General features: G+C 69.0%; 20 protein-coding genes and 1 pseudogene. 12 read left to right on the forward strand and 9 right to left on the reverse strand.

What is annotated here, in order from left to right; translation table 11 throughout:
• Window positions 1-2: 2 nt before the first annotated feature.
• The 8 genes from ACF068_RS28865 (at window position 3) to ACF068_RS28900 (ending at window position 10,357) form a co-directional block, all read left to right on the forward strand.
• Window positions 3-1,421 (forward strand): glycosyltransferase family 4 protein, encoded by a 1,419-nt coding sequence (locus ACF068_RS28865; RefSeq protein ID WP_392277233.1) that lies wholly within the window; start codon window positions 3-5, stop codon window positions 1,419-1,421.
• A 105-nt stretch (window positions 1,422-1,526) separates the two neighbouring features.
• Entirely contained in the window at window positions 1,527-4,061 is a 2,535-nt protein-coding gene (locus tag ACF068_RS28870) for a glycosyltransferase (RefSeq protein ID WP_392277234.1), read from the forward strand.
• Window positions 4,051-4,845, forward strand: coding sequence for a PIG-L deacetylase family protein (locus ACF068_RS28875; RefSeq protein ID WP_392277235.1), 795 nt, complete (start codon window positions 4,051-4,053; stop codon window positions 4,843-4,845). Before ACF068_RS28870 ends, ACF068_RS28875 begins: the two co-directional genes overlap by 11 nt.
• Complete coding sequence (locus ACF068_RS28880) at window positions 4,845-6,446, forward strand: phospholipid carrier-dependent glycosyltransferase (protein ID WP_392277236.1); 1,602 nt, start codon at window positions 4,845-4,847, stop codon at window positions 6,444-6,446. The genes ACF068_RS28875 and ACF068_RS28880 overlap by 1 nt, the downstream gene beginning before the upstream one ends.
• On the forward strand, window positions 6,443-7,744 hold the full coding sequence (locus tag ACF068_RS28885; protein ID WP_392277237.1) for a hypothetical protein: 1,302 nt from the start codon (window positions 6,443-6,445) through the stop codon (window positions 7,742-7,744). The genes ACF068_RS28880 and ACF068_RS28885 overlap by 4 nt, the downstream gene beginning before the upstream one ends.
• A gap of 11 nt (window positions 7,745-7,755) precedes the next feature.
• Complete coding sequence (locus tag ACF068_RS28890) at window positions 7,756-8,838, forward strand: GNAT family N-acetyltransferase (RefSeq protein ID WP_392277238.1); 1,083 nt, start codon at window positions 7,756-7,758, stop codon at window positions 8,836-8,838.
• 83 nt (window positions 8,839-8,921) lie between these two features.
• The gene (locus tag ACF068_RS28895; RefSeq protein WP_392277239.1) at window positions 8,922-9,533 is read left to right on the forward strand and encodes a TetR/AcrR family transcriptional regulator; all 612 of its coding nucleotides are present in this window, start codon (window positions 8,922-8,924) and stop codon (window positions 9,531-9,533) included.
• A 155-nt stretch (window positions 9,534-9,688) separates the two neighbouring features.
• The gene (locus ACF068_RS28900; RefSeq protein ID WP_392277240.1) at window positions 9,689-10,357 is read left to right on the forward strand and encodes a lysophospholipid acyltransferase family protein; all 669 of its coding nucleotides are present in this window, start codon (window positions 9,689-9,691) and stop codon (window positions 10,355-10,357) included.
• 447 nt (window positions 10,358-10,804) lie between these two features.
• Here ACF068_RS28900 and ACF068_RS28905 read toward each other — a convergent pair whose 3' ends face one another.
• Both ACF068_RS28905 and ACF068_RS28910 read right to left on the reverse strand, forming a co-directional pair.
• Window positions 10,805-11,269 carry a cupin domain-containing protein gene (locus ACF068_RS28905; RefSeq protein WP_392277241.1) on the reverse strand — a complete coding sequence of 155 codons (465 nt, stop codon included), beginning with the start codon at window positions 11,267-11,269 and terminating at the stop codon, window positions 10,805-10,807.
• A gap of 231 nt (window positions 11,270-11,500) precedes the next feature.
• Complete coding sequence (locus ACF068_RS28910) at window positions 11,501-11,578, reverse strand: hypothetical protein (protein ID WP_392277315.1); 78 nt, start codon at window positions 11,576-11,578, stop codon at window positions 11,501-11,503.
• A gap of 635 nt (window positions 11,579-12,213) precedes the next feature.
• Between ACF068_RS28910 and ACF068_RS28915 the strand changes: the two genes are divergently transcribed.
• The 3 genes and pseudogenes from ACF068_RS28915 to ACF068_RS28925 form a co-directional block, all read left to right on the forward strand.
• Window positions 12,214-13,140: a MerR family transcriptional regulator gene (locus tag ACF068_RS28915; protein ID WP_392277242.1), complete on the forward strand. Its 927-nt coding sequence runs from the start codon at window positions 12,214-12,216 to the stop codon at window positions 13,138-13,140.
• Window positions 13,137-13,469, forward strand: a complete 333-nt coding sequence (locus ACF068_RS28920) for a hypothetical protein (RefSeq protein WP_392277243.1) — start codon at window positions 13,137-13,139, stop codon at window positions 13,467-13,469. Before ACF068_RS28915 ends, ACF068_RS28920 begins: the two co-directional genes overlap by 4 nt.
• A gap of 261 nt (window positions 13,470-13,730) precedes the next feature.
• A pseudogene (locus tag ACF068_RS28925) lies at window positions 13,731-13,957 on the forward strand (IS5/IS1182 family transposase); the annotation flags it as partial.
• Window positions 13,958-14,039: 82 nt separating this feature from the next.
• On the opposite strand, the gene ACF068_RS28930 reads toward ACF068_RS28925, so the two are convergent.
• The 7 genes from ACF068_RS28930 to ACF068_RS28960 form a co-directional block, all read right to left on the reverse strand.
• On the reverse strand, window positions 14,040-14,543 hold the full coding sequence (locus tag ACF068_RS28930) for an N-acetyltransferase (protein WP_392277244.1): 504 nt from the start codon (window positions 14,541-14,543) through the stop codon (window positions 14,040-14,042).
• A gap of 1,861 nt (window positions 14,544-16,404) precedes the next feature.
• Window positions 16,405-16,698, reverse strand: a complete 294-nt coding sequence (locus ACF068_RS28935; RefSeq protein WP_392277245.1) for a hypothetical protein — start codon at window positions 16,696-16,698, stop codon at window positions 16,405-16,407.
• An 83-nt stretch (window positions 16,699-16,781) separates the two neighbouring features.
• Window positions 16,782-17,999, reverse strand: a complete 1,218-nt coding sequence (locus tag ACF068_RS28940; RefSeq protein ID WP_392277246.1) for a glycosyltransferase — start codon at window positions 17,997-17,999, stop codon at window positions 16,782-16,784.
• A gap of 91 nt (window positions 18,000-18,090) precedes the next feature.
• Entirely contained in the window at window positions 18,091-18,891 is an 801-nt protein-coding gene (locus ACF068_RS28945) for a VOC family protein (protein WP_392277247.1), read from the reverse strand.
• Complete coding sequence (locus ACF068_RS28950; protein WP_392277248.1) at window positions 18,888-19,460, reverse strand: dihydrofolate reductase family protein; 573 nt, start codon at window positions 19,458-19,460, stop codon at window positions 18,888-18,890. Before ACF068_RS28950 ends, ACF068_RS28945 begins: the two co-directional genes overlap by 4 nt.
• A 139-nt stretch (window positions 19,461-19,599) precedes the next feature.
• Window positions 19,600-20,601: a GNAT family N-acetyltransferase gene (locus ACF068_RS28955; protein ID WP_392277249.1), complete on the reverse strand. Its 1,002-nt coding sequence runs from the start codon at window positions 20,599-20,601 to the stop codon at window positions 19,600-19,602.
• 80 nt (window positions 20,602-20,681) lie between these two features.
• Window positions 20,682-21,227: a carboxymuconolactone decarboxylase family protein gene (locus ACF068_RS28960; RefSeq protein WP_392277250.1), complete on the reverse strand. Its 546-nt coding sequence runs from the start codon at window positions 21,225-21,227 to the stop codon at window positions 20,682-20,684.
• An 80-nt stretch (window positions 21,228-21,307) separates the two neighbouring features.
• On the opposite strand from ACF068_RS28960, the gene ACF068_RS28965 reads away from it, so the two are divergent.
• Window positions 21,308-24,241, forward strand: coding sequence for a BTAD domain-containing putative transcriptional regulator (locus tag ACF068_RS28965; protein WP_392277251.1), 2,934 nt, complete (start codon window positions 21,308-21,310; stop codon window positions 24,239-24,241).
• Window positions 24,242-24,407 lie beyond the last annotated feature (166 nt).

Consider the following 24,407-nt stretch of genomic DNA (forward strand, 5'->3'; position numbering starts at 1 on the left):
CCATGGCTGCTCACGCCCTTGACCAGCTAGCCCGCACGGATCTTCTGTTCCTCAACTGGCGCGACCCTTCACACCCACAGGCGGGAGGAGCCGAGGCGTACTGCTTTGAGATCGCGAAGCGATTCGCTGCGGCCGATGCGAACGTCACGCTGTTTACCGCTCGGTATCCCGGCGGGGCCGAGACCGAGGTCCAGGAAGGTGTGCGGGTTGTTCGCCACGGCAGTACGTTCAGCGTGTACTCCGCAGCGGCGCGTCATTTGCTGCGCAATCCGCACACGTACGACGCGGTCATCGACTTCCAGAACGGAATCCCGTTCTTCTCCCCACTCTTCGTTCCCCGGTGGACTGCAGATATCTGTGTCATCCACCACATTCACCAGCAGCAATTCGACCTGCGTTTCCGGTGGCCCGTCAATTCCTTGGGACGCTTGTTGGAGAAGCAGGTCAGCCGTGTCGTGTACCGCGGCCGCCCCGTGGTGGTCGTATCGCCTTCCACCAGGGAGGGCACGCGTCGCGAGCTGGGCATGCACAACCCCGTTCACATCGTTCCCAACGGAAGTCCCCCAGCACCGGCGGTTGCCCCTCCGGCCCGCAGCGCAAGACCTCACATCACCGTGATCAGCCGACTTGTGCCGCACAAGCGTGTCGACCTGCTCATCAGCGCTGTGCCCGCCGTGCTGCAGCAGGTTCCAGACCTTCGCGTCGACATTTGCGGAGACGGTGAGGAATTGAAAGTGTTGCGTGCACTTGTGGACCGCCTGCGGATCACGCGTGCCGTCACCTTCCACGGCCGCGTAACCGAACAGGTCAAACAACAACTGCTCGCCCGTGCCTGGATGACGGTAGTTCCTTCCGTGGCGGAGGGGTGGGGTCTGACGGTGATCGAGGCGAACACCGTGGGCACCCCGGCACTTGTCTACGACGTACCAGGGCTGCGCGACTCCGTGGATCACCTGCGCAACGGCTGGCTGCTCCCGCCCGATTCGGCCCTTGCGGATGGGATCAACAGGGCCCTGGACACCTTGCGTCGGCCTGATGTGAGGGAGCGTTTCGCTGTCGAATGCCGCCAGTGGGCCGAGCAATTCTCGTGGGACGACAGCGCCGACCGCCTGGCCGCGGTGGTCGCCGAGGAGATACGGCGGGTGCACCGCCGAGTGCACTCACGACGGCAGCCGGGAAACCTCTCGGCCAGAGGTCGATTCCACAGCACCGATGCGGACGCCATGGAGCACGTTCTCGCTCATGACCTGCGGCGGACCGACGACTACACGCGCCGTGGCGACTCGTTCGGACTGCTCCTGCACGATTGCGACGAGCTCCGTGCCTATAGGGTCCTGCGGCGCCTCGGTGTCTCCCAGCCTTCGGTGAGCCTGGCGACACGACGCGACATCCTGCTGGGTCACACGGAGCCTGCGGCATGAGTGGGGCGCAGCTCGGGGGTGTGGGGCGGGCATCGCCCTGTTCACGAGGGTGGCATCCGGTCGGCCTGGGGTGGGGACAGACGTTCTCGTCGGAGGGCAAGAACAGTGACGATTGAGCACACAGCGGCGGATCCGCGTCTGCTGCCTTCTCGGCCGGATCATGTCACGGCCGTGCGCGGGGCGCGCTGGATCACTGCCGCCGCCATCGTGGTGGGCGCCCTGAATTACGGTTACGCACTTCTGCTGACGCGTCTGCTGGACGCCGACTCCTATGCCGTATTCGCAGCCGGCCAAGGCATGGTGCAGTGCGCGGCCACCATCGCCGTCGTTGCTGTCCCATGGGTCCTGGCCCAGGCCCTGGCCCGTGCGGCCTCGCAGGCGGAACGCGCCAATGCCATCCGGTTCGCCATAGTGATCGCTGTTGCCGGTGGTGTGCTGTGCGGGGGCATCGTGGCGGCTGTGGCGGCACAGTTCGCCGGAGGGGTGACGACCCTGGTGCTGGCAGGTGTAACCCTGCTCATCTACGTCACCCGCGTCACCAACGGGTGGCTCCAGGGCACTGAGCGGATGCTGACCCTGGCCGGTGTCGTCACCGCGGAGGCGGTGCTGAAGCTCACCGTCGGGCTGCTGCTGGTGTCCGCTCTCGGTTGGGGCGAAACTGGCGCTTTGGCAGCCTTTGGAATCGCGGTCTTGCCGTTTGTCGTGTGGTGGCCGTTCCGCGGGGCCCGTGGAGCTGACCGGCGGTGGCTGGACATCACTGCCCACCGTGACCTGTGGCGTCGCGCCCTCGAGCTGAGCTCGGTGCAGGGAATGGTGGCGCTCATGGCCACCGTGGACGTAGTGCTCGTGGCCCTCCTGCCGGCAGCCGGCGCTGCCGCGGCGAGCTTTCAGGCGAGCATGATGATGGGCCGCGCACCGCTGTTCGTGGCCGGCGCCGTCTCCGTGGCGTTCTTCCCGGCTCTGTCCCGACGCCGTGCGGGCAGTCCGTTGGCCGGAAACGCCGTGCGGATGTACCTGAGCATCGCCCTGCCGGTGACCGCGGTGTGTGCCACGGCTCCTGAAGCCGTTATCGCCCGCGTGTTTCCTTCCGACTACACGATGATGAGCTCACTCCTGCTTTTCGCTGCGGTGTCCGGGTTCGCGTTGGGGGGAATCAACCTCATCTCGACTTTCTTCCAGGCTGTCAACGACCGTACGTGCCTGCGCATCCAGGCTGCCGGGCTGGTGATCTTCATGGCGGCGTTGCTGACCGGCTGGCAGCTCGGCGGGGTGCGCGGGCTGGCCGTGGGCGGTGCCTTCGGGTCCGTAGCAGCGATGGTGCTCCTTGGACACCGGCTGGCGCGGGCCCACGGCTTCTCTCTGGTCTCCCATCTGCCGCTGGTGGAGCCGGTCGTCGTCGTCGGCGCCCTGTTCGCGCTCCGCTCCCTGCCGGTCTGGTGGCTTGTCGCCGCTGTGATGTGCGGAGGACTCGCGGTGGTGCGGTTCGTCCGCGAACGCGCGGTAGCTCCCCCGGAAAGCCCTGGTACGGCTCCGCGCAGGCGCGTGGTGATATCGACGTTCGACTATACGGACAACAAGAATTACCACGGCGGTGGCGCCGTCGTCATCGACAAGGTGGCGCGCAGGCTGTCGGAGGAGTTCGACGTGCTGATTCTTTCGGCAGCCCAGCACGGCGGCACCCAGGTAATCGACGGAGTTCGCCGTCGGTACCTCGGGGTGGGGCGGGCTGGGCCGCGGGCTGGGCAGGTGCTGTTCCAGGCGGCGCTTCCCCTTATGGCCCGCCGGATTCCCCACGACGTCTGGCTGGAGAGTTTCTCCCCACCGTTCGGCACGAGCTTCCTGCCACTATTCACCAAAGCGCCCGTCGTTGGTCTGTCCCACTGCCGCAGCGGGGACCTCATGTGGCGCAAGTATCGCGTCCCGGCGTTCCTCGTGGAGCGTGCAGGGCTCCACCTTTACCGGCACCTGGTCGTCCTCAACGAGGCCGACGCCGCCGATCTGCGGAGGCAGAGCCCGAGAGCCACGGTGCACTTGATCGAGAACGGCGTCGACCGGCGAGACATCGCTGAATCGGACTTCGGCTGCGGTACCTGCATTGTGTGCCTGGGTCGTATCGACACGGAGATGAAAGGCATCGCCCTGCTGGTTTCCGCCTACCGGCAGGCCACCACCGACATGCCGCTGATCATCGCCGGACAAGGGACACCAGCCGAGGAGCGCAAGCTGGTGGAACTGCTGGCCACGACCACGCGCGATGTCCGCTGGGTCGGCTACGCCGATGCGGCAGGCAAGCACCGCCTGTTGACGCGGTGTGCCTTCATGGTCATGCCCTCACGCCAGGAGACCTTCGGGCTGGTCGCGCTCGAGGCAATGTCGTATGGCAAACCGGTGGTGCACTTCGACCTGCCTTCCCTCCAGTGGATGTCGGGCAGGGGAGACGTCGCCGTGCCGCATTTCGACGTCAAGTGCTTCGCCGACCAGATCGACCGGCTCGCCTCGGACGAACCAGCCCGTCGCGCGCTCGGCCGGCGTGCCTACGTGACAGCGCAGCATTACAGCTGGGATGAGATGACCGATCGCTACCTGAAGCTGGTGCAGCAACTGCCGGTGCCGCCGACGGGAGACTGCCGTGACTGCTGACCCGCTGACTACCGCCATGGCTGATGGCACCCCGCTCTTCGTGCTGTCACCCCATCTTGACGACGGTGTCCTGTCGTGTGGTGCCCTGCTGCAGCATGCCCGGCATCGCGTCCCGGTCACCGTTGCGACGGTGTTCACCGAGGGGGCACCGCCGCCCTATACGCACTCGGCGCGGCGTCACTTGCATCTGCTCGGCGCGCATGATGCGGAAGAGCTGTATGCAGCCAGACGTGCCGAGGACTGTGAAGTGCTCCAGCGTGCGGGCATCGCATGGCAGCATGCCGGTCTCACCGAGGGGCTGTTCCGGAGGAAGCCGGGCTGGGCGCCGGCGGGGCCCCGGCGTGTCAGCAGCATGCTGCCCGAGCTGGCCCATGTCTACCCGGTCTACCGAATCCACCTCACGGCAGGGCGCGTCTCTCCGTATGACCGAGACGTACTGCGGCACGTCGTTCAGTTCCTGGAGGAACAAGCTCCAAGCTCCCAGCCGGGGCTTGTCCTGGCCCCGCTCGCAGTCGGCGGGCACGCCGACCATCTACTGGTCCGCACTGCCGCTGAGCTGAGCCGCCGCCCTGTCGTCTACTACAGCGACTTTCCCTACAACCAGCACCACCCAGTGGGCGCCGACTTCGCTCGCCGCCATGCACTGATGACGACCTGGTGGTGGCCCGGTTCGGAGGCCAAGGCCGCCATGATCCGGGGGTACCGGACGCAGTACGATGCTCTGTTTCCCTCGGGGCAGGTCCCGCTTGTGCCGGACACCTATTTGTACCCAGGAGGCCGGTGATGAGCAGCACCGCGACACGCACCAAGGCGCCGTCCGCCCCTGCCTCCGCCTCCCGGCGCTCCTCCCTCCGAGCTCCGGTTGTCTGGGCCGTCGCCATCGTCGTGTTCGCCCTCGCTGCCGGGCTCCGGCTGGTCCACATCGGCAGTTCCGCTGACGTCTTCACCGACGAGGTGCTTTACCGGGACCTCGGCCACAGCACCGCTGTGCTCGGCTACCCGAACGAGTCGGGGCACCCGTTCTTCCTGCATCCACCGGGGTTCTTCTACCTTCTGGCCGGCTGGGAGTTCCTCTCGGGCCATCAAGGCGACCCGGTCGCGTCGGTGTACGACATGAGGATCCTCAACGCGCTCCTCGCCGGAGCCACGGCGGCTGCCCTGGCCGTTTTGGTGGCTCGGGTGTCCCGCTCTTGGCCGGCAGCAGCAGCGGCCGGAGCCCTGTTCGCCCTCGACGCCTTCTGTATCCGGCAAAACGGCCGCGTGCTGCTGGAAACCTCCATGATGCTGCCGGTGGTGGCCGGTTTCGCCGTGCTGCTCCCCCTGTTCGCACATCCCCCGCCAAGACGTGCGGGACTGCGAGCGGCGAGTGCGGGGCTCTTGTTCGGCCTTGCCATCCTGACCAAGGACTGGGCGGTGTTCGTCACGATCGTGCCCGTGCTCTTCGCGACGGCGATCGGCAGACAGCCGCCGCGCCGGCTGCTGCTGTGCGCGGTAGGGCTGAGTGCCGTACCCTACGCCGTCTATGTGAGCGTCGTGGCTCTCAGCGGGCAGCTGGGCTGGTTCCTGGAAGTGAAGGGGCAAGGCATCCAGCGACTGCTGGGAGCGGTCCAGGCAACCGGATTCAACTCGGCGGAGTCGCCGTCCGTGGTGTCCCGCCTCATCGAGGAGGCGCCCACCTTCGCCGGCGCGTACCTGCTGCTGGTCGCCGGCACGGTGGCGCTGGTGGTGCTGCTGTTCCGCGGCAATCCGGCCGAACGCATGGTGGGGCTGTGGCAACTGTCAGGGGTCTGCGCTCTGCTTTACGCCGTGTTCTTCGGGACGCTGGAAGAGCACTATCTGTATCTGCTTTCAGTGCCGAGCGTGGCTGCGGTGGCGGTGGCTGTGCGCCTTGTGCTGCGGACGCGCAAGGGAAACTCTGCGCGGATATGCCACAGCATCGCCGTCGTTGGTCTGGCGGTGGTGCTTGGTCTGTCCAGTACGTCGTACTTCGTGGGCAGAACGGAGCCGGATGACGGCTACGCACGGCTGAGAGCTTATGTCACCAAGCACATCCCGGCGGGTAGCGCCATCACTGTCGTGGACGGCACGCCCTCCCTGTCACCGAAACGAGACGGCCGGACCAGTGTCCTGGAGGACCGGTACCGCATAGGCAGGTGGGTCACCCCCCAGGCCCGCGCCGCGGCGCGAGTCCAGTACGTCATTGTCCCCTGGAAGGAGGTCCGGGAGGGCTATGCCTTCCTCACGGTGGGCCGTACTCAGCGACTTGTCGCTCAGGGCCAGCTCGTCTTCTCCTTCAACGGCCGGACCTACGGCACACTCGCCGTCTACCGCCTGCCCCTGACGGATCCATCCGCCGCTGCCGAACGTTTGCCGCAGCGGCCATGAGCGTCCTCTCCCTCCGCGCCCAGCGCTATGTGCAGTGTGGCGGGGTCGTGGTCGCCGTTCTCGCCGTCCTTGCTTCGGTGGCCCTGATTCTGCGGCCGGCCAGGGACGCGGACTACCATTTCGGAACGCTGCTGACGGACCCGGCCAGCGCGCACACGGAAGCCGGCAGCGGGGTGCAGGTGGCGCATCTGGAAGTGCGCTGGGACCGATTCGAGCCACAGGACGACCTCTTCGACACCGCTTACGTCAGCACTCTCAAAAGCACGCTAGGTGCGTTCAAGAAGGCCGGCATGGAGGTGGAGGCCGGCATCACGATCCACTCTCCGCCCATGTGGCTCCAGGAACGCCCAGAAGCCGCTTTCGTCGACCAGTACGGGGACCGCTTCTCGGGAGCACCGAACGTGGTCTTCAGCCAGTCCGTACGGCTTGAGGTCCAGGAGTACATCGACAGGTTCGCCCAAGAGCTGGAACTTGACAGTTTCTGGGCGATCCGGATCGGTGTGAGCGAGACAGGAGAGTTCAGCTATCCGCCTGCCTCCGTGGAGGAAGGCCGCAAAAACTCCTTTTGGGCATTCGACACCCGAGCTCAAGGGGCGCCGGGAACCGCAGACAGGCCCCCCGCCATCCCTCCCAACCCGCTTCCCGGCTGGGGGCCGGGCGAGCGGACAGCGGGAGGTGGAACCGTGACGCGAGCAGACGTGGCCGCCTGGTTCGACTGGTACCACCATGCCCTCGCCCAAGCCGTGAACTGGCAGATCGGTCACTACAAGGCCCTCGGATACCAGGGGCGGATCAAGATCCTGCTGCCGGGCACCGGCATCCGCCCGTACGAGTACGAGGAAGTCATCGACAGTCACCTGGACGGCTCTGCTCTGCCGGATCTGGCAGGGCGGGGAGTCGGCTATTTCCGGAGTCTCGCGGCTATCCACGACAACCACAACATCGAAATCGTCTCGACATCGCTCGTGGACGGATCGGGCGAACCGCGTGACAACGGGTGTTCCCCATCCGACCAGGAGCACCTCCTTCTGGACCCGTCGCGCAGCGACATCATCCACAACTGGTCATCCGTGCGATGGATCGCGAACCTGGCCCGCTACTACGGGTTTGCCATGAACGGGGAGAGCGCCGGGCCGCAGGTCCAGCCCTACTACGACGGAGTGATGAACGACGCCGCACACCAGATGACGTCCTGTGGGCTGGGAGGCCTCATGTGGGCCTTCGACAAAAACCTCTACGACGGGACTCCCGGCTCGTCGCTGAAGGAGTACGCAGAGGTCATCGAACAGCTTACGTGAGGAGCCGAACCATGGATATCACGGTCATCGCCCCGGACGAGCTCGGTGCCGCCGAGTCCGCGGCCTGGCGGGCGATGCAGGAGGCAACACCCGTCCTGGAGAGCCCCTTCCTCTCCCCCGAGTTCGCTCAGGCCGTGGGCAACTGGCGGCGCGGCGCCCGTGTAGCGGTCCTGTCCGAAGCAGCAGGACCGGTGGGATTTTTCCCGTTCGAGTGCCGGCCCTTCGGCCTGGGACTGCCGATCGGCAGTGGCGTGTGTGACTGCCAGGGCCTGATCCACGACCCCGGGCTCGAATGGGACCCTGTTGGCCTGCTCCGCTCCTGCAGGCTGACCCTGTGGCGCTACGACCATCTCACCCAAGAGCAGACGCCCTTCGAAACCGGCGTCGAGTTGCGTACAGGCTCCCCCGTCATCGATATCTGGCGAGGATTTGATGCCTACCTCTCCGCACTCGCCTGGTCGGCGAACAGGACCAAGAGACTGCGGCGTGCCGAGCGGCAACTGAGCGACCAGGTAGGCGATGTGCGATTCGTCTTCGATGACCACAGTCCCGGATCCCTTGAAGCATTCATGCGGAACAAGTCCGCCCACTACCGGGCGAAGGGTCAAGTGGACCTCTTCTCCCGGCCCGGTACCGTCGCCTTGCTGCGGGAACTGCGCTCGACCAAGGCAGCGACCTGCACAGGCATCTTGTCTGTGCTCTACGCGGGCGACCGGCCGATCGCCTGGCTCTTCGGGCTGCGATCGAGGCGTCTGATGCACGACTGGTTCTCCACCTACGACCCGGCCGCAGCCCACTTCTCACCAGGCATGCTGTTGCGCATGAAGGTGGCGGAGGCCGCGGCATCCGCAGGCATCGAGCGCATCGACCTCGGCAAAGGAACCGAGCCGTTCAAGAACACCATCAAAACCTCCGACGTCCCTCTCGCAGAGGGCTGGGTGGAGCGCCCCACCGTTGCGGCCAAGGCGCGCCGGGCACAGATGGAAGCAGTGACCCGGCTCCGCAGCGCCGCTACCCGGCGTCCCGTCATGCGTCGCGCCGCGCTGAAGGCCCTCGACACTCTCCCGCGGCTTCAGCGCGTGGTCTCGCGTTGACCACGGCACCACGCGAACCTCCTCAGTCTGCGCCGACGAGTTACCGGTAGACGCTGTCTACGAATGTCTGGTAGACACTGTCTATGGATGTTGAACGGCCCCTGCGGGAACGACTGGTCGATGCCGGCGTAGAGCTGGTGCTGTCTGAGGGCACCGCTTCGGTTGGTCTTCGGGAGATCGCCCGCCGGGCAGGTGTGTCGCACGGTGCGCCGCGGCGCTACTTTCCGACACACCGGGCGCTGCTGTCGGCCATCGCGCGCAGAGGCTTCGAGGAGCTGGGCGCGCGGTCCGCCGCAGCCACGGCCGGGACTACCGTGCCACGTGATGAGTTGGCGGCGCTGGCGCGGGTGTATGTCACCTATGCACTGGAACGGCGCGGCATGTTCGAGTTGATGTTCCGTCACGACCTGCTCGACAGCGGCGAGCAGCGTGGAACTCCGGACGGGCTTCGGCTGCGGGAGGCGACGCTCCCGATGTTCCAGCGCGTCACCGAGCTCGTCGCTCGGTGCCGGGCGCAGGCGCTGGAGCCTTCGGCGGCCGTCACCGCGGCCGCCCTGTGGGCGAACCTGCACGGTATCGCCCAATTGTGGTCCTGGGGCAGCCTGCAACTCGCCCACGGCGGCGAGAGTTCCGACAGTCATGGCCGGCTGATCGAAGCTGCGCTGGACGCCCATCTCGGGCCGATGGCCTCATGACCAGGCGGCTGTGACGCTCGGTCCCGCTTCTCGTCAGCGTGGCCGGGGCGGTGATCGTCGCACTGGACGGCACCGTTCTGCTGGTGGCGCAGCCCAGCCTGCATCAGCGTTCGCACGCCGCGAGCCCGGCACAGATCCAATAGAGGAACGAATTGATGTATGAGCACTTGAAGCGGCTGACCGGACCGGTGCTGCGTATCGCGGCGCGGCTCGAAGCCGTGGGATTGGAGAATGTGCCTCAGTCGAACGGCGTCATTCTCGCGTCCAACCACCTGTCCATCGTGGACTCCACTTTCCTGCCGCTGGTGCTGGACCGACAGGTGACCTTCATGGCGAAGGCGGAGTACTTTGAGGGAGGTTCCTGGCCGACGCGGATCGTCTCGTCCTTCATGCGGGGCAGTGGGCAGGTTCCAGTTGACCGCGAGAACCAGCGGGCGGCGGTGGCCTCGCTTGACGCGTGTCTTCGGGTGGTGAAGGACGGCGGCGTCTTCTGCATCTACCCCGAGGGCACACGCTCCCCGGACGGCCGGCTCTACCGGGCCAAGACGGGCGTGGCATGGCTGGCTCTCAAGTCCGGCGCGCCCGTGGTACCGGTGGCCATGAGCGGCACCGACCGCGTGCTGCCACCCGGGCGCGTGTTTCCGCGTCCGGCCAAGGTCAAGGTCACCTTCGGTAAGCCCGTCGACCTCTCCCTGTACGAGGACTCCGCCGCTGACGCCGGTGCCCGAAGGGCTGTCTCCGACCTGATCGTGCAGGCCATAGCAGAGGTCTCCGGCCAGGAGTACGTGCCCGTCTACGCGGCGAGGGCGAAGGAGCAGGGCTGACCCGGCCCTGCTCTTCCGAAGCTACGACGAAGCGGAAAGTAACTCTCTGCAATCAGAGTGACGATGTGCTGTCCGCCCATATCCGCAACCACGCCGCTACGCGAACCCGGGCCACACCACGGGGGTCGGCCGAGGGCCGAGCGGGCGTAAGTCCGGCTGACCGGTCCGTGGCCGCGGACCGTGCGAGCAGGCGGCCGGGCGGGCGGATCACCGGCGGGAGATGCGGCCCAGGGGTGCGCGCGGTTCGCGTCGGGCAGGGATACGGCCGGACCCGGGCAGCCGGTTCGGCGCCGGCCACCCGCGCCACCCGGACTGACCGCAAAGGCCCTCGCACCGACTGGACGAAAAATCCCCGGCGCCCCGACGCCTCATCGGGCAGCGAGCTGACGCATCAGGTGTTGAACAAGTGCCGGGCCCTCTTGTCGCCCGCGGCACGGAAGGCCCTGCTCAGGCGCAAGAGCAGCAGTAGCAGTAACACATCAGCGCGCCGTAACGGCCGACCTCGAAGGAGTACTCCGTCCCCGCGGGGATGTACATCCAGTCCCCGGCCGTGAGCTCATGGCCGTTGTAGGCGATCGACCCGCTCGCGATGAACCGGATGCCGGCACCGTCGTTGTGCGCGTGTGGGGATGCCTGTGCACCTGGCTCGGCAACCGTGATGTAAAGCTGGGACTCACAGGCCAGGTACACCGGAAGCTGCCACTTGCGGAATCCCGGCGGGACATTGTCCACTTCGAGAATCTTGAGCGCCTTCTCGACGCCCGGATCCCTCGACGTGATGATGCGGCCCTCGACGTCGAGTCCGCTCTCGCGGACCGCGTTCTTGATGCGCTCCACACCCTGCTCGAACGTGAGCCTATTGGGATCGAAGGTCTGCTTCGCCATGGACTTCTCCTCCTGTGCGATGGTCACGGACCGTTCCGTCCGGTCGAAGGATGGGGTTCCCCTTGTCTGCTCCGCGGCTCACGCCGACAGGCGAGGTTCACTGCGACAGCGTCATCGACGTAACCGTGTGGCGCAGACGCCTTCCTCGCATAGAGGTCCGAGGACCGCTCACTCGCGCGGGCCGGGAGGTTCACCGGATGGACGTTCCGGCGCACGGGCCGGTCGTTCTGCTTACGTTTCGCTGCCGGGCACGCGTCTTCAGGCGTCGCCGGGGTGGGGACGTACGTCGGCGTACACCCGGGCCTGTGCTCCCGGCTCGCCGGGGGTCCGCCACACCAGGGTGACGCCGGAGGTCGGCCATAGCTGCTGGAGGGCTTTCCCTCACCTCGGCGACGGTGTCCTCGTCGGCGGTGACGTCCAGGGCCACCAGCCCCGGCTCGGCGATGTCTGCCTCGCCGATGTCCATGTCCTGAAGCGACGGCCCGGGCCGGGGAATCGGTTCGCCGCCTCCGCCCGGTCCACCCGGACGAGGGACGTGGTGGAGCCGGACGCGCCGTCACCTCTCGCCGGGCCCGCCCCGGCGGCGTAGGCCGGAGGTACGGCCCCGGTGGTTCGTGATGCCAGGACGGGAGCTCTCGGGCCCGCCCCGCGAGCTGGTGCCCGCCCCCGTTGACGCCCCATGAGGGGCGGGCACCAGCAACGACATTCCGAAGGGGAACGGCAGATGGTGCTGCGGCCGCCGGTGGAGCCGAGGCTCCCCGAGGCCCGCGAGACACTCCCCCGCGCCGGTGGCCAGCATCACTTCCCCGACCTGGTCGCCGCCCTGGGTCACGCGGCGGTCCAGAAAAGGATGGGGGCGGAATGAAGTGCGGCGAGGTGCAAGCAGCCGTGGTGAAGCAAGGAGGCGGCCTAAGCCCTTCTGTGTCCGCCCCGGTTGAGTCTCCCGTAGGGGGAGACGAAAGGCTGGGGGCATGCGCAGCGACACGCACTTTCACATCGGAGAGTTGTCCCGCCGAACCGGACTGACGGTGAAGACGATCCGGTACTACTCCGACCGGGGCATCGTCCCGCCGACCGACCGGAGCCCGGCGGGCTACCGGCTCTACGGTCCGGACGCACTTACGCGCCTCGAGCTGGCCCGCACACTGCGCGAACTGGGGCTCGACCTGGCCACGGTGCGCAAGGTACTGGACCGGGAGGCGTCCCTGTCGGAGGTCATGCAAGCGCACGCCGACGCCCTGGACGTGCAGATCCGTACCCTGCGCCTGCGCCGCGCCCTTCTTCGAGCGGTTGCCGGACGCAGCCGCCCTACTCCTCTGGAGATGGACCTCGTGCACCGACTTGCCACACTTTCCCGGACCGAACGCCACCGACTCGTGGCCGACTTCATCGACGAAGCGTTCACGGGCTACCACACCAATGCCGAGGTCGTGAGCCTGATGCAATCGGTTCTGCCTGAACTACCCGAAGGCCCCACGCCCGAGCAGGTCGATGCGTGGGTGGAACTTGCCGGACTCTGCCAGACAGCGGACTTCCGTCGTGCGATCCGGCGGACAGCCGAGGACCAGGCGGAAGAACTCTCCCGGATGGACGGCATCGCGCTGCAAGAGGCCCTCAACCCGGCGATGCGCGAGCGGATCGACGAGGCTGTGGCTGCCGGGCTGTTTCCGGCCTCCGCCGCAGACTCATCCCCAGCCGACCTACTGGCAGAGCTCTACGCCCAAGCGTTCGAGCATGCCGAGGAGAGCAATCTGGGCGGCTGGCTCCTCGCCCGCCTGCGAACGAGCACCGACCCGCTCGTGGAGCGCTACTGGCAGCTCCTGGCGACGGTCAACGGATGGCCCCCGTCATCCACCCTCGCGCCGGTTCACTCCTGGTTCACAGGGGCGGCGGCATGAGGACGCGCGACCTCACGTTCGGCTTGTACGCGGATACGGAGGGGCTGGCCTGGGTCAAAACGCTTGTCGAGGACGCCGTGGGCTCCCTCGGCGCCCGGATCGTCGGTGTGAGCGAGACGTCACCCGCCGACGCGTACGACTTCCTGGCGCAGCAGTGGGCCGTGGAACATCCCGCCCGCAGCAGTGGCGCTCGGCAGCCGATCGAGTTGCGTGTCCGCTTGGTGTGTTCCCTTCGGAGGCGTCGAACCCTCCGCAACGCGGTGATCGCGGCCCTGTGCCCGGAGGGGACGGCCTCCCACCGCTGCCGTGTCCCGTGGGCGGCCCGCTGAAAGGGGAACGCGGGCGGCGCGGTGCCAGACGTCATGGTGCGCCTGATTCGCAAGACACGGGAACATGGAGCAGCTCGCTCCGGAATCGGAGTCACCGGTGTGGTTAACGGGCCGAGCGCCGCACCATCCTGGAAGAGCTGTTCACCGGGCGCGCCCCGGCGCCGCCGTGGACGCTGTGCCCAACGACCACGGACCGAGCTGTGGCCGAGCAGTGGCTATGGGCTGTCCCGTAGGGGATCTTGCTCTGCGATGATCTCGACCGTGTCACGCGTGATCACAGCGTCGGAGCCGTCCTGGATAGCCCCCCGTTCACTGGTGTGGCTCCGCGCCAGTGCAACCGGGTGGTGCGTGCCCTGCGACGGGAAGGCGCCGACGTCGCTCGGCGGGGCCGACAGTGGGGGATTCCGCTGGAGGACCCGGTGCTTCTGGTGGCTGCGTACTGGCGTACTAACCTGAGACAACAGGGCCTCCGGGAACCACTCGGAATGAGATCGCACCCCCGAGCTACCTGGAGGCCCTGTTTCACGCGCGGAAGCCGCCGCATCACCCGATCGTACGGGCAACAACCACTTACGTGTCGGGATGCTCCGGCAGGGCGAGCCAGTCCGCCCAGGAGATCTCGCGGCCGAGGAAGCGCGGCTGCTCGAACGGCCAGTCGGCGGCGATCCACTGCGGCACCAGCGCGTCGAGGGCCTGCTCGACCTTGCTGCCCACCAGCTCGTCCACCACCCACCAGGAGATCTCGCCGTCCGCGCCGGCCCTCTCCGGTGGGTCGATGTAGACACAGCCGAGCAGAGCTGTCTCCGCCGCGTCGAACAGCGCGTAGTTGAAGGACTGGTGTGCGGCGATCTCCTTCTCGTGCCGCAACAGGTCGGCCTGGTCGGCCTCGTAGGTCATGGTGGCCGCGGGCCAGCCCCAGGCCGGGCCGAAGATGGTCCACAGCCGCTCGCGCGAACCCATCACAGCCGGATAGTCGAGCGGGGTGTCCGCCTCCCGGATCGGCCGCAGGTGATGGCCACCGCCCGGCAGCGGTACCAGGACGGGGTGGACGAAGTCATCGGGAAGCCAGCTCATGGCGCCCGACCGTAGCAGCGCGCGGCCGTCCGCTCCCCTGGATTTTCCCCGTATACCGCCAGGCCCTGGTCTCATGTCGGGCAGGGCCCGCGATCACCCGATCGAGACCTCCGTTCGATCGACAGACTCCATGATCGGTATGGCAACGGATTCTGATCTCCGAAGCCGTCAAGGGAACCCGGCACGGGGTCGCTGGTATCGCCCGCCGACCGCATGCGGACCGCGCCGTGCAACATCCCCGCCACCGGTTCAGGAGTGGCGCCACCCGGCCCGGCGCCACAGGCCTCGCCAGGGTGGCACCTTCGGCGTCAGGACCGACCAGGACCGGCGAGGATCAGGAGCACGAGCGCGCCGCCGACTACACGAGGAAGACGGCGACCGAGCACCGCGGTGCCGGTCAAGGGGGCCGGCGTGGCCCGGCCATGGGGCGGGTGACCGCAAGGAGCCGATGCTGGAGCAGGCCATGGCGCCGTGCACGGCGTGGCTGGGTGAGGGGAGGGAGGCGGGCGAGTCGGTGACCGGACTCCGTCGTGAGGGTGCGTGTTCGCGGGCTTGCTCCCGACCGTGCTGCGGCGCGGAGGGCGAGGTGTTGGTGCCAAGAGCGCTGTACTGGGCCGACGAGGTCCGCGACCCGTCGCCTGGCGCTTCGTTGCGGCGGGTGCGGGTGCTGCGGACCTCGTCGGAGGTTCCCCCTGTCAACGCGGCAACAGCCACTCCGTACCACCGCGCAGCGCATCGGCAAGCGGCCTGACGGTAGGGCTCGGGGTGGGGTCGGCCGTGGGTGGGGTGCCGGTACTGCTGCTCGGGCTCGGACTTGGTGTGGCAGTCGGCGGCGGGGTGGATGGTGGCGTCGGGGTAGGCGAGGGGCTGGGGCGGCCGCTGGACGGGCGGGGGGCCGGGGTTGGAGTCGCGGGCGGCGGAGTCGGGGTGGCGGGAGGAGCCGTGGGAGAGGGTGATTGCGGCTGCGTGACTGTCGCGCGAGGCGGTCGGGTCACCTCGCCAGCGCGATCCCGGCCGGTGCCTCTGGCGGGGTGCGTGACCGCACGTTCCGGTGGACTTGAGGCACGCGGCGGTGCGGGGGCGCGCCCTTGGGGCGGTTCGGTGGGTGACTGTTCCGGGCCCGGTGGTGCGTCGGGGAGGTCAGCGGACTGGGGCCTGGCTGTCGGGTCGGGAAACACCGCGCCGGCAGCGATGCCGCCCAGCATGGTGAACGCGGCCGCGGCGAGGGTACGGGCGCCGTATTTCTTCCAGCGCGGCGCGCCGTGACGGCGCCGGCCCTCGGGCACGTCGGCCGGGGAAGCCGGGCCCGGGGCCGGGGCCGGGGCCGGGGCGGTCTCGCTCTCGGCGGCCCGTTTCCGGGGAGTGGGGATCGCCGGGGAAGGCGCGGGTGGTTCGACGGGGTCTGGTCCGAGGCCGAAGGAGGCTTCCATCGCCGCAGTGTCGACCGCCGGAGCGCCGTCGCCCGATCCGCCCGGCAATGCGATGTCATCGTCGTACGCCCCGCACTCCGGGCACGTCACGGTGTTGTTGAGAGGGCGGCGGCAAGGAACGCAGTAGTCCATGGGACCGACCGATCAGTGCGCGAGTCGCTGGAAGTCAGCTCTGCCCGGTCGGCCTGCTGGGTGGCTGCCCGCGGCCACGTAGCAGCGCCGGGCGCTGCGTTGGAGGGTGCTGGACATGTGCGAACCTCGCTCACTCGCCGGCTCAGGGATGGTCGCCGGTTACCGGGGTCAACGGATCACCACGCGCCGTTGCTCAAACGGCGACTGAAACGTGGGCTACGTAACTCGCCCCTTCCCTGCGCACTGTCACTCCGTAGCCTGGCAGCCGGCCCGGACCGCCTCGCCGGTCCGCGCCGCTTTCAGGACGGCCCAACGATCTTGCCGTTGCCCGGCCGGTCATCCGTAGCACCCTGCTTGTCCAGCAGGTCCGCCACGAGCACTACCTGGGTGGTGAGTCCCTGGGCCTGGCCGGCCGCCGGGTGGACGGTGGAGCGGACGGTGGCGTTTGACGGGTCGCTCGCGCTGGGGACGTCGACAGCGGTGGTGCGCTCCTCCAGTTCCGGCGTGGTGAGGAAGCACTCGGGCAGCAGAGTCAGCTTCGGACGGGACGACCACTCGCTGCCGAACAGACCTTCGAACTGAAACACACGCATGTCGTGCGTCTCCTTGCCGTGGGCGCCGGCCTGGTCGGCAAGGGTGCGGCGGGACCCGGTCTCCAGGTCCCGCCGCGGGTTCATCAGCGTGCGGCGTCGAGGAGCAGTCGCGCCGCCAGTGTTGCCCCGTCGGTGCGGACCGTGTCGGCCGCGGACTTCGCCCGGCTGCTGGTCTCCGGAGCGAGGGCCGTCTCGAGCGCGGCCGACAGGGATTCGACGGTCGGAACGGGGCCGTCGTGGGCTACGCCGATGCCCAGTTCGGCCACTCGGGCGGCCCAGTACGGCTGGTCCGCCAACTGGGGTACCACCACCTGCGGTGTGCCGGCCCGGGCGGCGGTGGTCGTGGTGCCTGCGCCGCCGTGGTGGACGACGGCGGCCACCCGTTCGAACAGCTTCTGGTGGTTGGCCTCGCCGACGGCGAAGCAGTCGTCCCGGTCGTCGACAAGGCCCAGGTCCGCCCAGCCGCGCCCGACGAGCACCCGGCGGCCGTTGGAGCGAACCGCCTCGATGGCCACCCGGGCCGCGTCCTCCCCCGCGTGTACGGCCATGCTGCCGAAGCCCACGTACACGGGCGGCGCGCCGGCGTCCAGGAAGGCCACCAGCTCCGCCGGGAGCGGCCGCTCATCGGGCAGCACCCAGGCGCCGGTCTGCACGACATCGAGGTCGGGCGTCGCCAGCCACGGGTCCAGCACCGGGTCCGTCGCCAGCCACGGCCGGTCACCGAAGGCGTAGTCGCGGACGTTGTCCACCGGCGGCAGGCCGATCGACGCCCGGTTGGTGTTCAGCGCCTCACCGAACAGCGCGTTGATGCTCTGGGCGTCCAGGTCCCACAGCGCCCGGTTGTCGGTCACCTCCGGCGGGAACGGCCGCCCCGGGTACGCCAGCGGCGGGCGCTGCGGTGAGGGCAGGGTCAGCTGCTGGAAGATCGCTGATACGTAGTGGATGCCCAGCTTCTCGGCCACCGACCGCGCCCCGGCGATGGCCGGCATCGCGCCGGTCGCCACCAGCACGTCGCACCCCTCGGCCGCCGCGGGTATCACCTCGAACTGGCCGGCGATCAGATCGGCCGCGCGCTGCGGCAGGTTGGCCTTCGACGGCGGCGGAGCCCCGGTCATCAGCGCGCGTGCCGACGGCCCGACACCCACTACCGACACCCCGACCCCGGCCAGCCGCTCCGCGAAGACCTCGTCCGGCGGCGCACACACCCGCACCTCGGCGCCGAGCTCCCGCAGCCGCACCGCGAGCCCCACCAGCGGTTCGACATCGCCACGCGACCCATATGTCGACAACAGCACACGCATTTCTTGAATCTCCTGTGTTCCGTGGTTCCTTGGCCCCGGCCATTCTGAGGTACGACCCGGGTAGCGAATGGTGTTACCTGTGTTTCTTGAGTTACCGAGCCCAGGGCAGTTCACGGGTGCCCTCGGTGCCGGGAACGGAGGCGACCCCGTCGGAGCGCATCGAGACGTGGGCCTCGGCCTGTTCCGGGGCGTGGATCCGGCGGAGGCGGTCGGCCGGCAGGATCAGGGTCTGGCCGGCCATGACCTTGTCCGTACGGCCGCCGCAGGTCACTTCCAGCACACCCGCGGTGACCGTCCAGACCTGCTCACGACTGATGGAGTGCTCGGGTCCGGTGGCGCCGGCGTCCATCGCGACCGTCCAGGTGCTGAGTTCCGTGCCGCCACGGCTGGCGGCCGCCAGACCGGCCATGGTCGCGTTCGGGGAGACGGTGACGTGGTCGGTGGACGGCGTGATCACGATCGCGGCGGTGCTCTCGTCGTGTTCGGCCGGATCGGCCGGACCAGCGGCGTCGGAGGTGGCCGCCCATTCCACGAGCTGGACGACGACGCCGTTCGGGTCGGTCATCTGGAACAGCCGCTCGCCCCACGGTTCTTCACGCAGCGGCATGGTGATGGGGGCGCCCGCCGCGCGCAGCCGGTCCTCCTCCGCCTCGAGGTCGGTGACCGTCAGGGCCAGGATGAGACCGGTCGCCCGCTGGTCGCGCTGCTCGGGCGGGAGGACGTCCGTACCTCTGCGGAGGAGGACGACGTCGACGGCGGCGTCACCGCGGGTCAGGGACACGAAGCCGTCGTCGGCCATGGCCACCTCGTAGCCGAGGTGGGTGCACAGGAACGCGCGGGAGGCGTCCACGTCGGCGACGGTCAGGGAGAGGGTGGAGGAGGAGACGTTCATGACGGGTCCTTGGTGAGGTGGGTGATGGTGAGGCCGGAGTCGAAGGCGCGCGTGCCGGCCGGGACGAAGCGCGTCGGGGTGAAGGGGCCGTCGAACAAGGGGATGCCGGAGCCGAGGACGATGGGGTGCCGCTTGATGATCAGTTCGTCGATCTCGTCGCGCAGTACCGCCGCCAGCTTGCCGCCGCCGCACAACCAGATGTCCATGCCGTCCTGCTGTTTGAGCTCACGGACGAGCGCGACCGGGTCGTCGACGACGGTCACCGCCGGATCGGGACTGGTGAGCGTGCGGGAGACGACGTACTGCTTCAGGTGGGCGTACGGGCTGGTCCACCCCAGCTTCAGGCCGGGGGTGTACGTCGCGCGGCCCATGATGACGGTGTCGAAGCGCTCGGCGGCGCGATCGGCGATGCCCAGCGGCTCGCGTGCGGGTGCGGGCAGCGTCTCGGGGAAGTCGGCCAGGATCGCGGCGGCTTCCTCACGCTCGAAGGGGAAGAAGTCGTACTGGTCGTCGGGACCGGCGATGTAGCCGTCGAGGGTGGCGGCGATGTAGTAGGTCAGCTTGCGCATGGACTGGCTCGATCCTGCGAGAGGGAGGACGGATCGGGGCGGATCCCGTCTCGTGGCGGGCCGTCATGGCCGTGCCGAATGGCCTGACCTTCGATGATCATGCCTTAACGATCTTGCTGTGAGAATCCGGCCGTACGGATCAGGCGGCCGGCACGTCGAGCTGGACTTCGCGGGTGCGCCGGTAGGAGCGGAAGCCCAGGGCACGGTTGACCGCGAGCATGTGGGCGTTGTCCTCGGCGTTGTCCGTCTCGATCTCGACGACGTCGGGATGTTCGGCGCGCAGCCGGCACGCCATGGCGGCCTTGATCCACAACCCGAGCCCGTGGCCGCGGTGTGCGGGCACGACGGCGGTGTCGTACTGCTGGGCGCGAGGCCCGGCGCCCCGGGGAAGCAGGATCTCGGTGTAGCCGGCCATGGTGCCGTCGTCATGGACGGCGGCGATGGTCAGCAGGGTGTCGCCGCGGCCGGCGACCACCTCGGCCATGGCGCGCACGCGGTCTGCGTCCCATGCGACGCTGCCGTAGTCGAGGTCACCGACGGGCATGTCGTTCATGGCGTTCTTGGCTTCGGCGAAGGCGTCGGCGAGGTCGTCGGGGACCGTTCCGGTCCAGCCGGTCAGGCGGTAGCCGGGGTGCTCGGCCTCGGCGATCCGCGGTAGGCCGGCCACGGCCGGCTCGTCGAGGCGCAGGACGAGGTGGTCCAGGGTGAGTGCCCGGCGGAAGCCGTGGCGCTCACTGAAGCCCTCGCCCGGACCGTCGGCCGCGACCGCGGTGATCAGGCTGCGCCTGTTCTCGGCCCGGCAGGCCGCCACGGCCGCCGACAGCAGGAGGGAGCCGGCGCCCAGGCGGCGGTGTGCGGGGTCGACGTGGAGTTCCAGCTCGGCCAGGTGCTCCTGGCCGGGGGAGGTGAACAGCCGCAGGCCGGCGACGCCGACCGGGATGCCGTCCGCCCCGGTGGCCAGCCAGGTCAGCAGGCGGCTGCGGAGAGTGGGCCCGGTGAGCCGGGCGTGGATCTGTCCGAGGTCGGGGACCGGTGCTCCGGGCAGATCGTGGGCCGTCGAGGCGGCGACGATCTGATGCCATGCGGTGGCCTCGGCGGGCGAGACTCGCTGGAGCGAATGGACGTGTACGGAAGTGGTCAAGGTGATGGCTTTCGTGGTCGAGGGGCTCGGGCGATCCCAGTGAGGCGGTCCGGCTCGGAGCGAGTCGGCGCCGCGCTTTCTCAGTCGGTGTGGCGCACGAGCGGCCAGTCGATGTCGACTCGGGCAGCCGTGGCGAGGTAGTTGGTGAACACGTTGAGAGAGACATGGGCGATGACCTCGACGACCTGTCCGTCGGACAGGCCGGCCCGCCGGGCCGCGGCCAGTTGCTCGTCGGTGACGCTCCCGCGCTCACGGAGCACCACGGCGGCCAGATCCAGGACGGCGGCGATCCGGCGGTCGTCGGCCGTGCCCCGGCGCGCTCGGGTGGCCTCGGCGGCACTCAGCCCGGCCAGCCTGGTTCCGCAGAAGGCGTGCACCGACAGGCAGTAGTCGGACCCGTTCTCCTGTGCCACCAGCAACGCGATCCTCTCGCGCACGTCCGCCGGCAGGGTTCCCCGCGTATTCAGGGCGGTGACGACGCCCAGGTACCCCTCCAGCACGGCCGGGCTGTTGGCCATCACTCTGGCCAGGTTGGGGACCAGCCCGAGGGCCTGGTGCGTGGCGGTGAACAGGGCCGCGGTCTCACCGGTCGCGCTCTCCGGTTCGACGGTGTGGAGTGCTTTCATGCCGGTAACCCTGCCGGTGGATCTTGATACATTCCCGATGCTTCTTCGATGCACGCGATGGCGAACCCTGGAGTGACGGCATGCGGTTCACGATCCTCGGCCCGGTGGAGGCCGTGGCGCCCGGTTCCGACGTGCCCGGCCTGGCCCCTCGGCACCGTGCCGTGCTGGCCTATCTGTTGCTGCACGCCGGGTCCGTGATCAGTACGGATCGCCTGATCGACGCGATGTGGGGGCCGCTGCCGCCGGATTCCGCCCGCGCGCAGATCCAGACCACGATCGCCGCGATCCGGCGGATGCTGCGCGCCGCGGACGCCGACCGGTTGCTGGCCACACGCCCGGCCGGGTACGTGATCGCGCTGGAGCCGGGACAACTCGACCTGGACGAGTTCACCAGCCTGACCGCCAAGGCACCGGCCGCCTCCGACGACCCGTGTCCCGCCGTGGACCGGATACGTGCCGCGCTCGCACTGTGGCGGGGAGAGCCGCTGGCCGGCATCACCGCCCACTACGCCGAGAGCGCCAGAGCACGTCTGAACGGGCAGATGCTGACCGCCGTCGAGCGCCTGGCCGACCTGGAACTGGCCCGAGGGCGGCACGACGACCTCATCGACGAACTGTCCGTCCACGCGGCGGCCAACCCCCTGCGGGAGCGGCTGTGCTGCCAGCTGATGCTCGCCCTGCACCGCGCCGGACGCCAGACGGACGCGCTGCATGTGGCGCGGACCTTCCGGGAGACCCTGGCCGACCAGCAGGGACTGGACCCCGGACAAGCGTTCGGCAAGCTCGAACAGGACATCCTGCGGGACGCCCCCGATCTGCGGCCGCCGGTCACCGCTCCGGCGAAGCCGCAGGGAATCAGCTTCCTGCCGTACGACGTCCCGGACTTCACCGGACGCGAGGACGAGCTCGACGGGCTGATCCGCCTGTGGTCGGGCGACAACGCCGGCGTCGTGACGATCTCGGCGATCGACGGGATGGCCGGGGTCGGCAAGACGACGCTCGCCGTCCACCTGGGACACCGCCTCGCGGACCGGTTCCCGGACGGACAGCTCTTCGTCGACCTGCGGGCGCACACCGCCGGCCAGGCGCCGCTCGACGCCGGTGCGGCGCTCGAAATCCTGCTCGGCCAACTCGGCCTGCCCGCACAGCACATACCCGCATCGCTCGCCGACCGCGCCGCCCTGTGGCGGTCCGAACTCTCCGGCCGCCGCGTGCTGGCCGTACTGGACAACGCTCTCGGCGCCGACCAGGTCCGCCCGTTGCTGCCCGGGGTCTCCGGCACCCTCGTCCTGATCACCAGCCGCCGGCGGCTGACCGACCTGGACGGCGCGCACGCGCTGTCCCTGGACGTGCTGCCCGCCGCGGACGCCGTGGAGCTGTTCACCGCGATCGTCGGCGAGCGCGCGGCCGCCGAACCCCTGGCCGTCCTCGATGTCCTGCAACTGTGCGGATTCCTGCCGCTGGCCGTCCGCATCGCCGCCGCCCGTCTGCACCATCGCCCCCGCTGGACCGTCGCCTACCTGGCCGACCGGCTCCGCGACCAGCGCCGCCGACTCTCCGAGCTGGCCACGGCGGAGCGGGGGGTGGCGGCGGCGTTCACGCTGTCGTACGAGCAGCTGACCCCGGACCAGCAGCGCATGTTCCGGCTCGTGGGGCTCCAGCCGGGCCGGGACATCACCCCCGAGGCGGCAGCCGCGCTGGCCGGCCTCCCGCTCGACGACGCCGAGACGCTCCTGGAAGACCTCCTGGACGCCCACGTCCTGACCCAGCACCAGCTCGGCCGCTACACCTTCCACGACCTGCTGCGCGAACACGCCCTCGCCACCGCGGCCGCCGAGGAGGCTCCCGACGCCCGGCGCGAGGCCCTCGGCCGACTGTTCCACCACTATCTCCACACCGCCGTCACGGCTGTCGACCACCTCTACCCCGAGGGCAAGAACCGCAGGCCGCGGGTCCCCGCCCCGGACTTCCCGACCTCGCCCCCACGGGACGAGCCCGAGGCGCTCGGCTGGCTGGACAGCGAACGCGCGAACCTCATGGCGTCCGGCCAGTACGCCGCCGAGCACGGCTGGCTGTCCCACACGAGTCGACTGGCCGCCACCTTGCACCGCTACCTGCTGGGCCACGCCCACCAGGCCGACGCGCTGGCCCTCGACGATCTGGCACTGCAAGCCGCCCGCCACAGCGGTGACACGGCCGCCGAAGCCCGCACGCTCATCGACCTCGGCCAGGTGCACTTCTGGTGGCACGGCGCCTACGAGAAGGCGGCCGAGCACTACCGGCACGCCCTGGACCTCGCGCGCGGGATCGGCGACCGGAGGGCAGCGGCCGATGCACTGCAGGCCCTCGGTGCCGTCTCCACGCGGCGACGGGAATACGACCAGGCCCGTGATCACGGCGCGCAGGCCCTCATGCTCTTCCGTGAGCTGGGGGACCGTAGTGGTGAAGCCAGATGCCTGACCTACCTCGGCATCGTCCACGAACGCCAGGGACGGTACGAGGACGCGCACGAGAACCACCGGCAGGCATTGCACGTCCACCGCGAGACGGGATCCCGCATCGGAGAGACCGTCGTGCTGAACAACATCGGGCTGGTGTACCAACGGCAGGGCCGCTACGACGAGGCCCGGCGTCATCATCACCAGGCCCTGGAGCTGAGCCGCAGGTTCGACTTCCCCGGAGACGAAGCCGAGTCGCTCAACGCCCTCGCGGAAGCCGCCCGCTCCATGGGTGACCTCGACCGGGCCGCGGCGGAACACGACTCCGCACTGACCCTCGCCCGCGAGTCCGGCTACCGCCCCGAGCAGGCCCGCGCCCATGACGGCCTGGCCCACGTCCACCGCGACCTCGGCCATATCGACCTCGCCCGCGACCACGCCCGCCAGGCGCTCGACCTCTACACCGCCCTCGTCGTGCCCGAGGCCGACGAGATACGCACCTTCCTCACGGGGCTACCGCCGACCGCGAACGAGCCCCAACCGCCGGAGGCATCCGCCGCCCATGAGCTGTCCTGAACGCCATTCCTGAACGCCATCAACCAGCGACTCGACCGGACGCTCCTGATCCTCCCCCCAGCGGGTCCGCGCAGGGCAGAGGACCAATCAGGGCTAACGGGTCTGTTCAATGGTCGGCCAATTTTTCCTCTCAACGTACGCTTTGACGGGGCGATTCCCAAGCCCC

The organism is Streptomyces sp. NPDC016309 (assembly GCF_043077235.1).
In the GTDB taxonomy this organism is placed as follows: domain Bacteria; phylum Actinomycetota; class Actinomycetes; order Streptomycetales; family Streptomycetaceae; genus Streptomyces.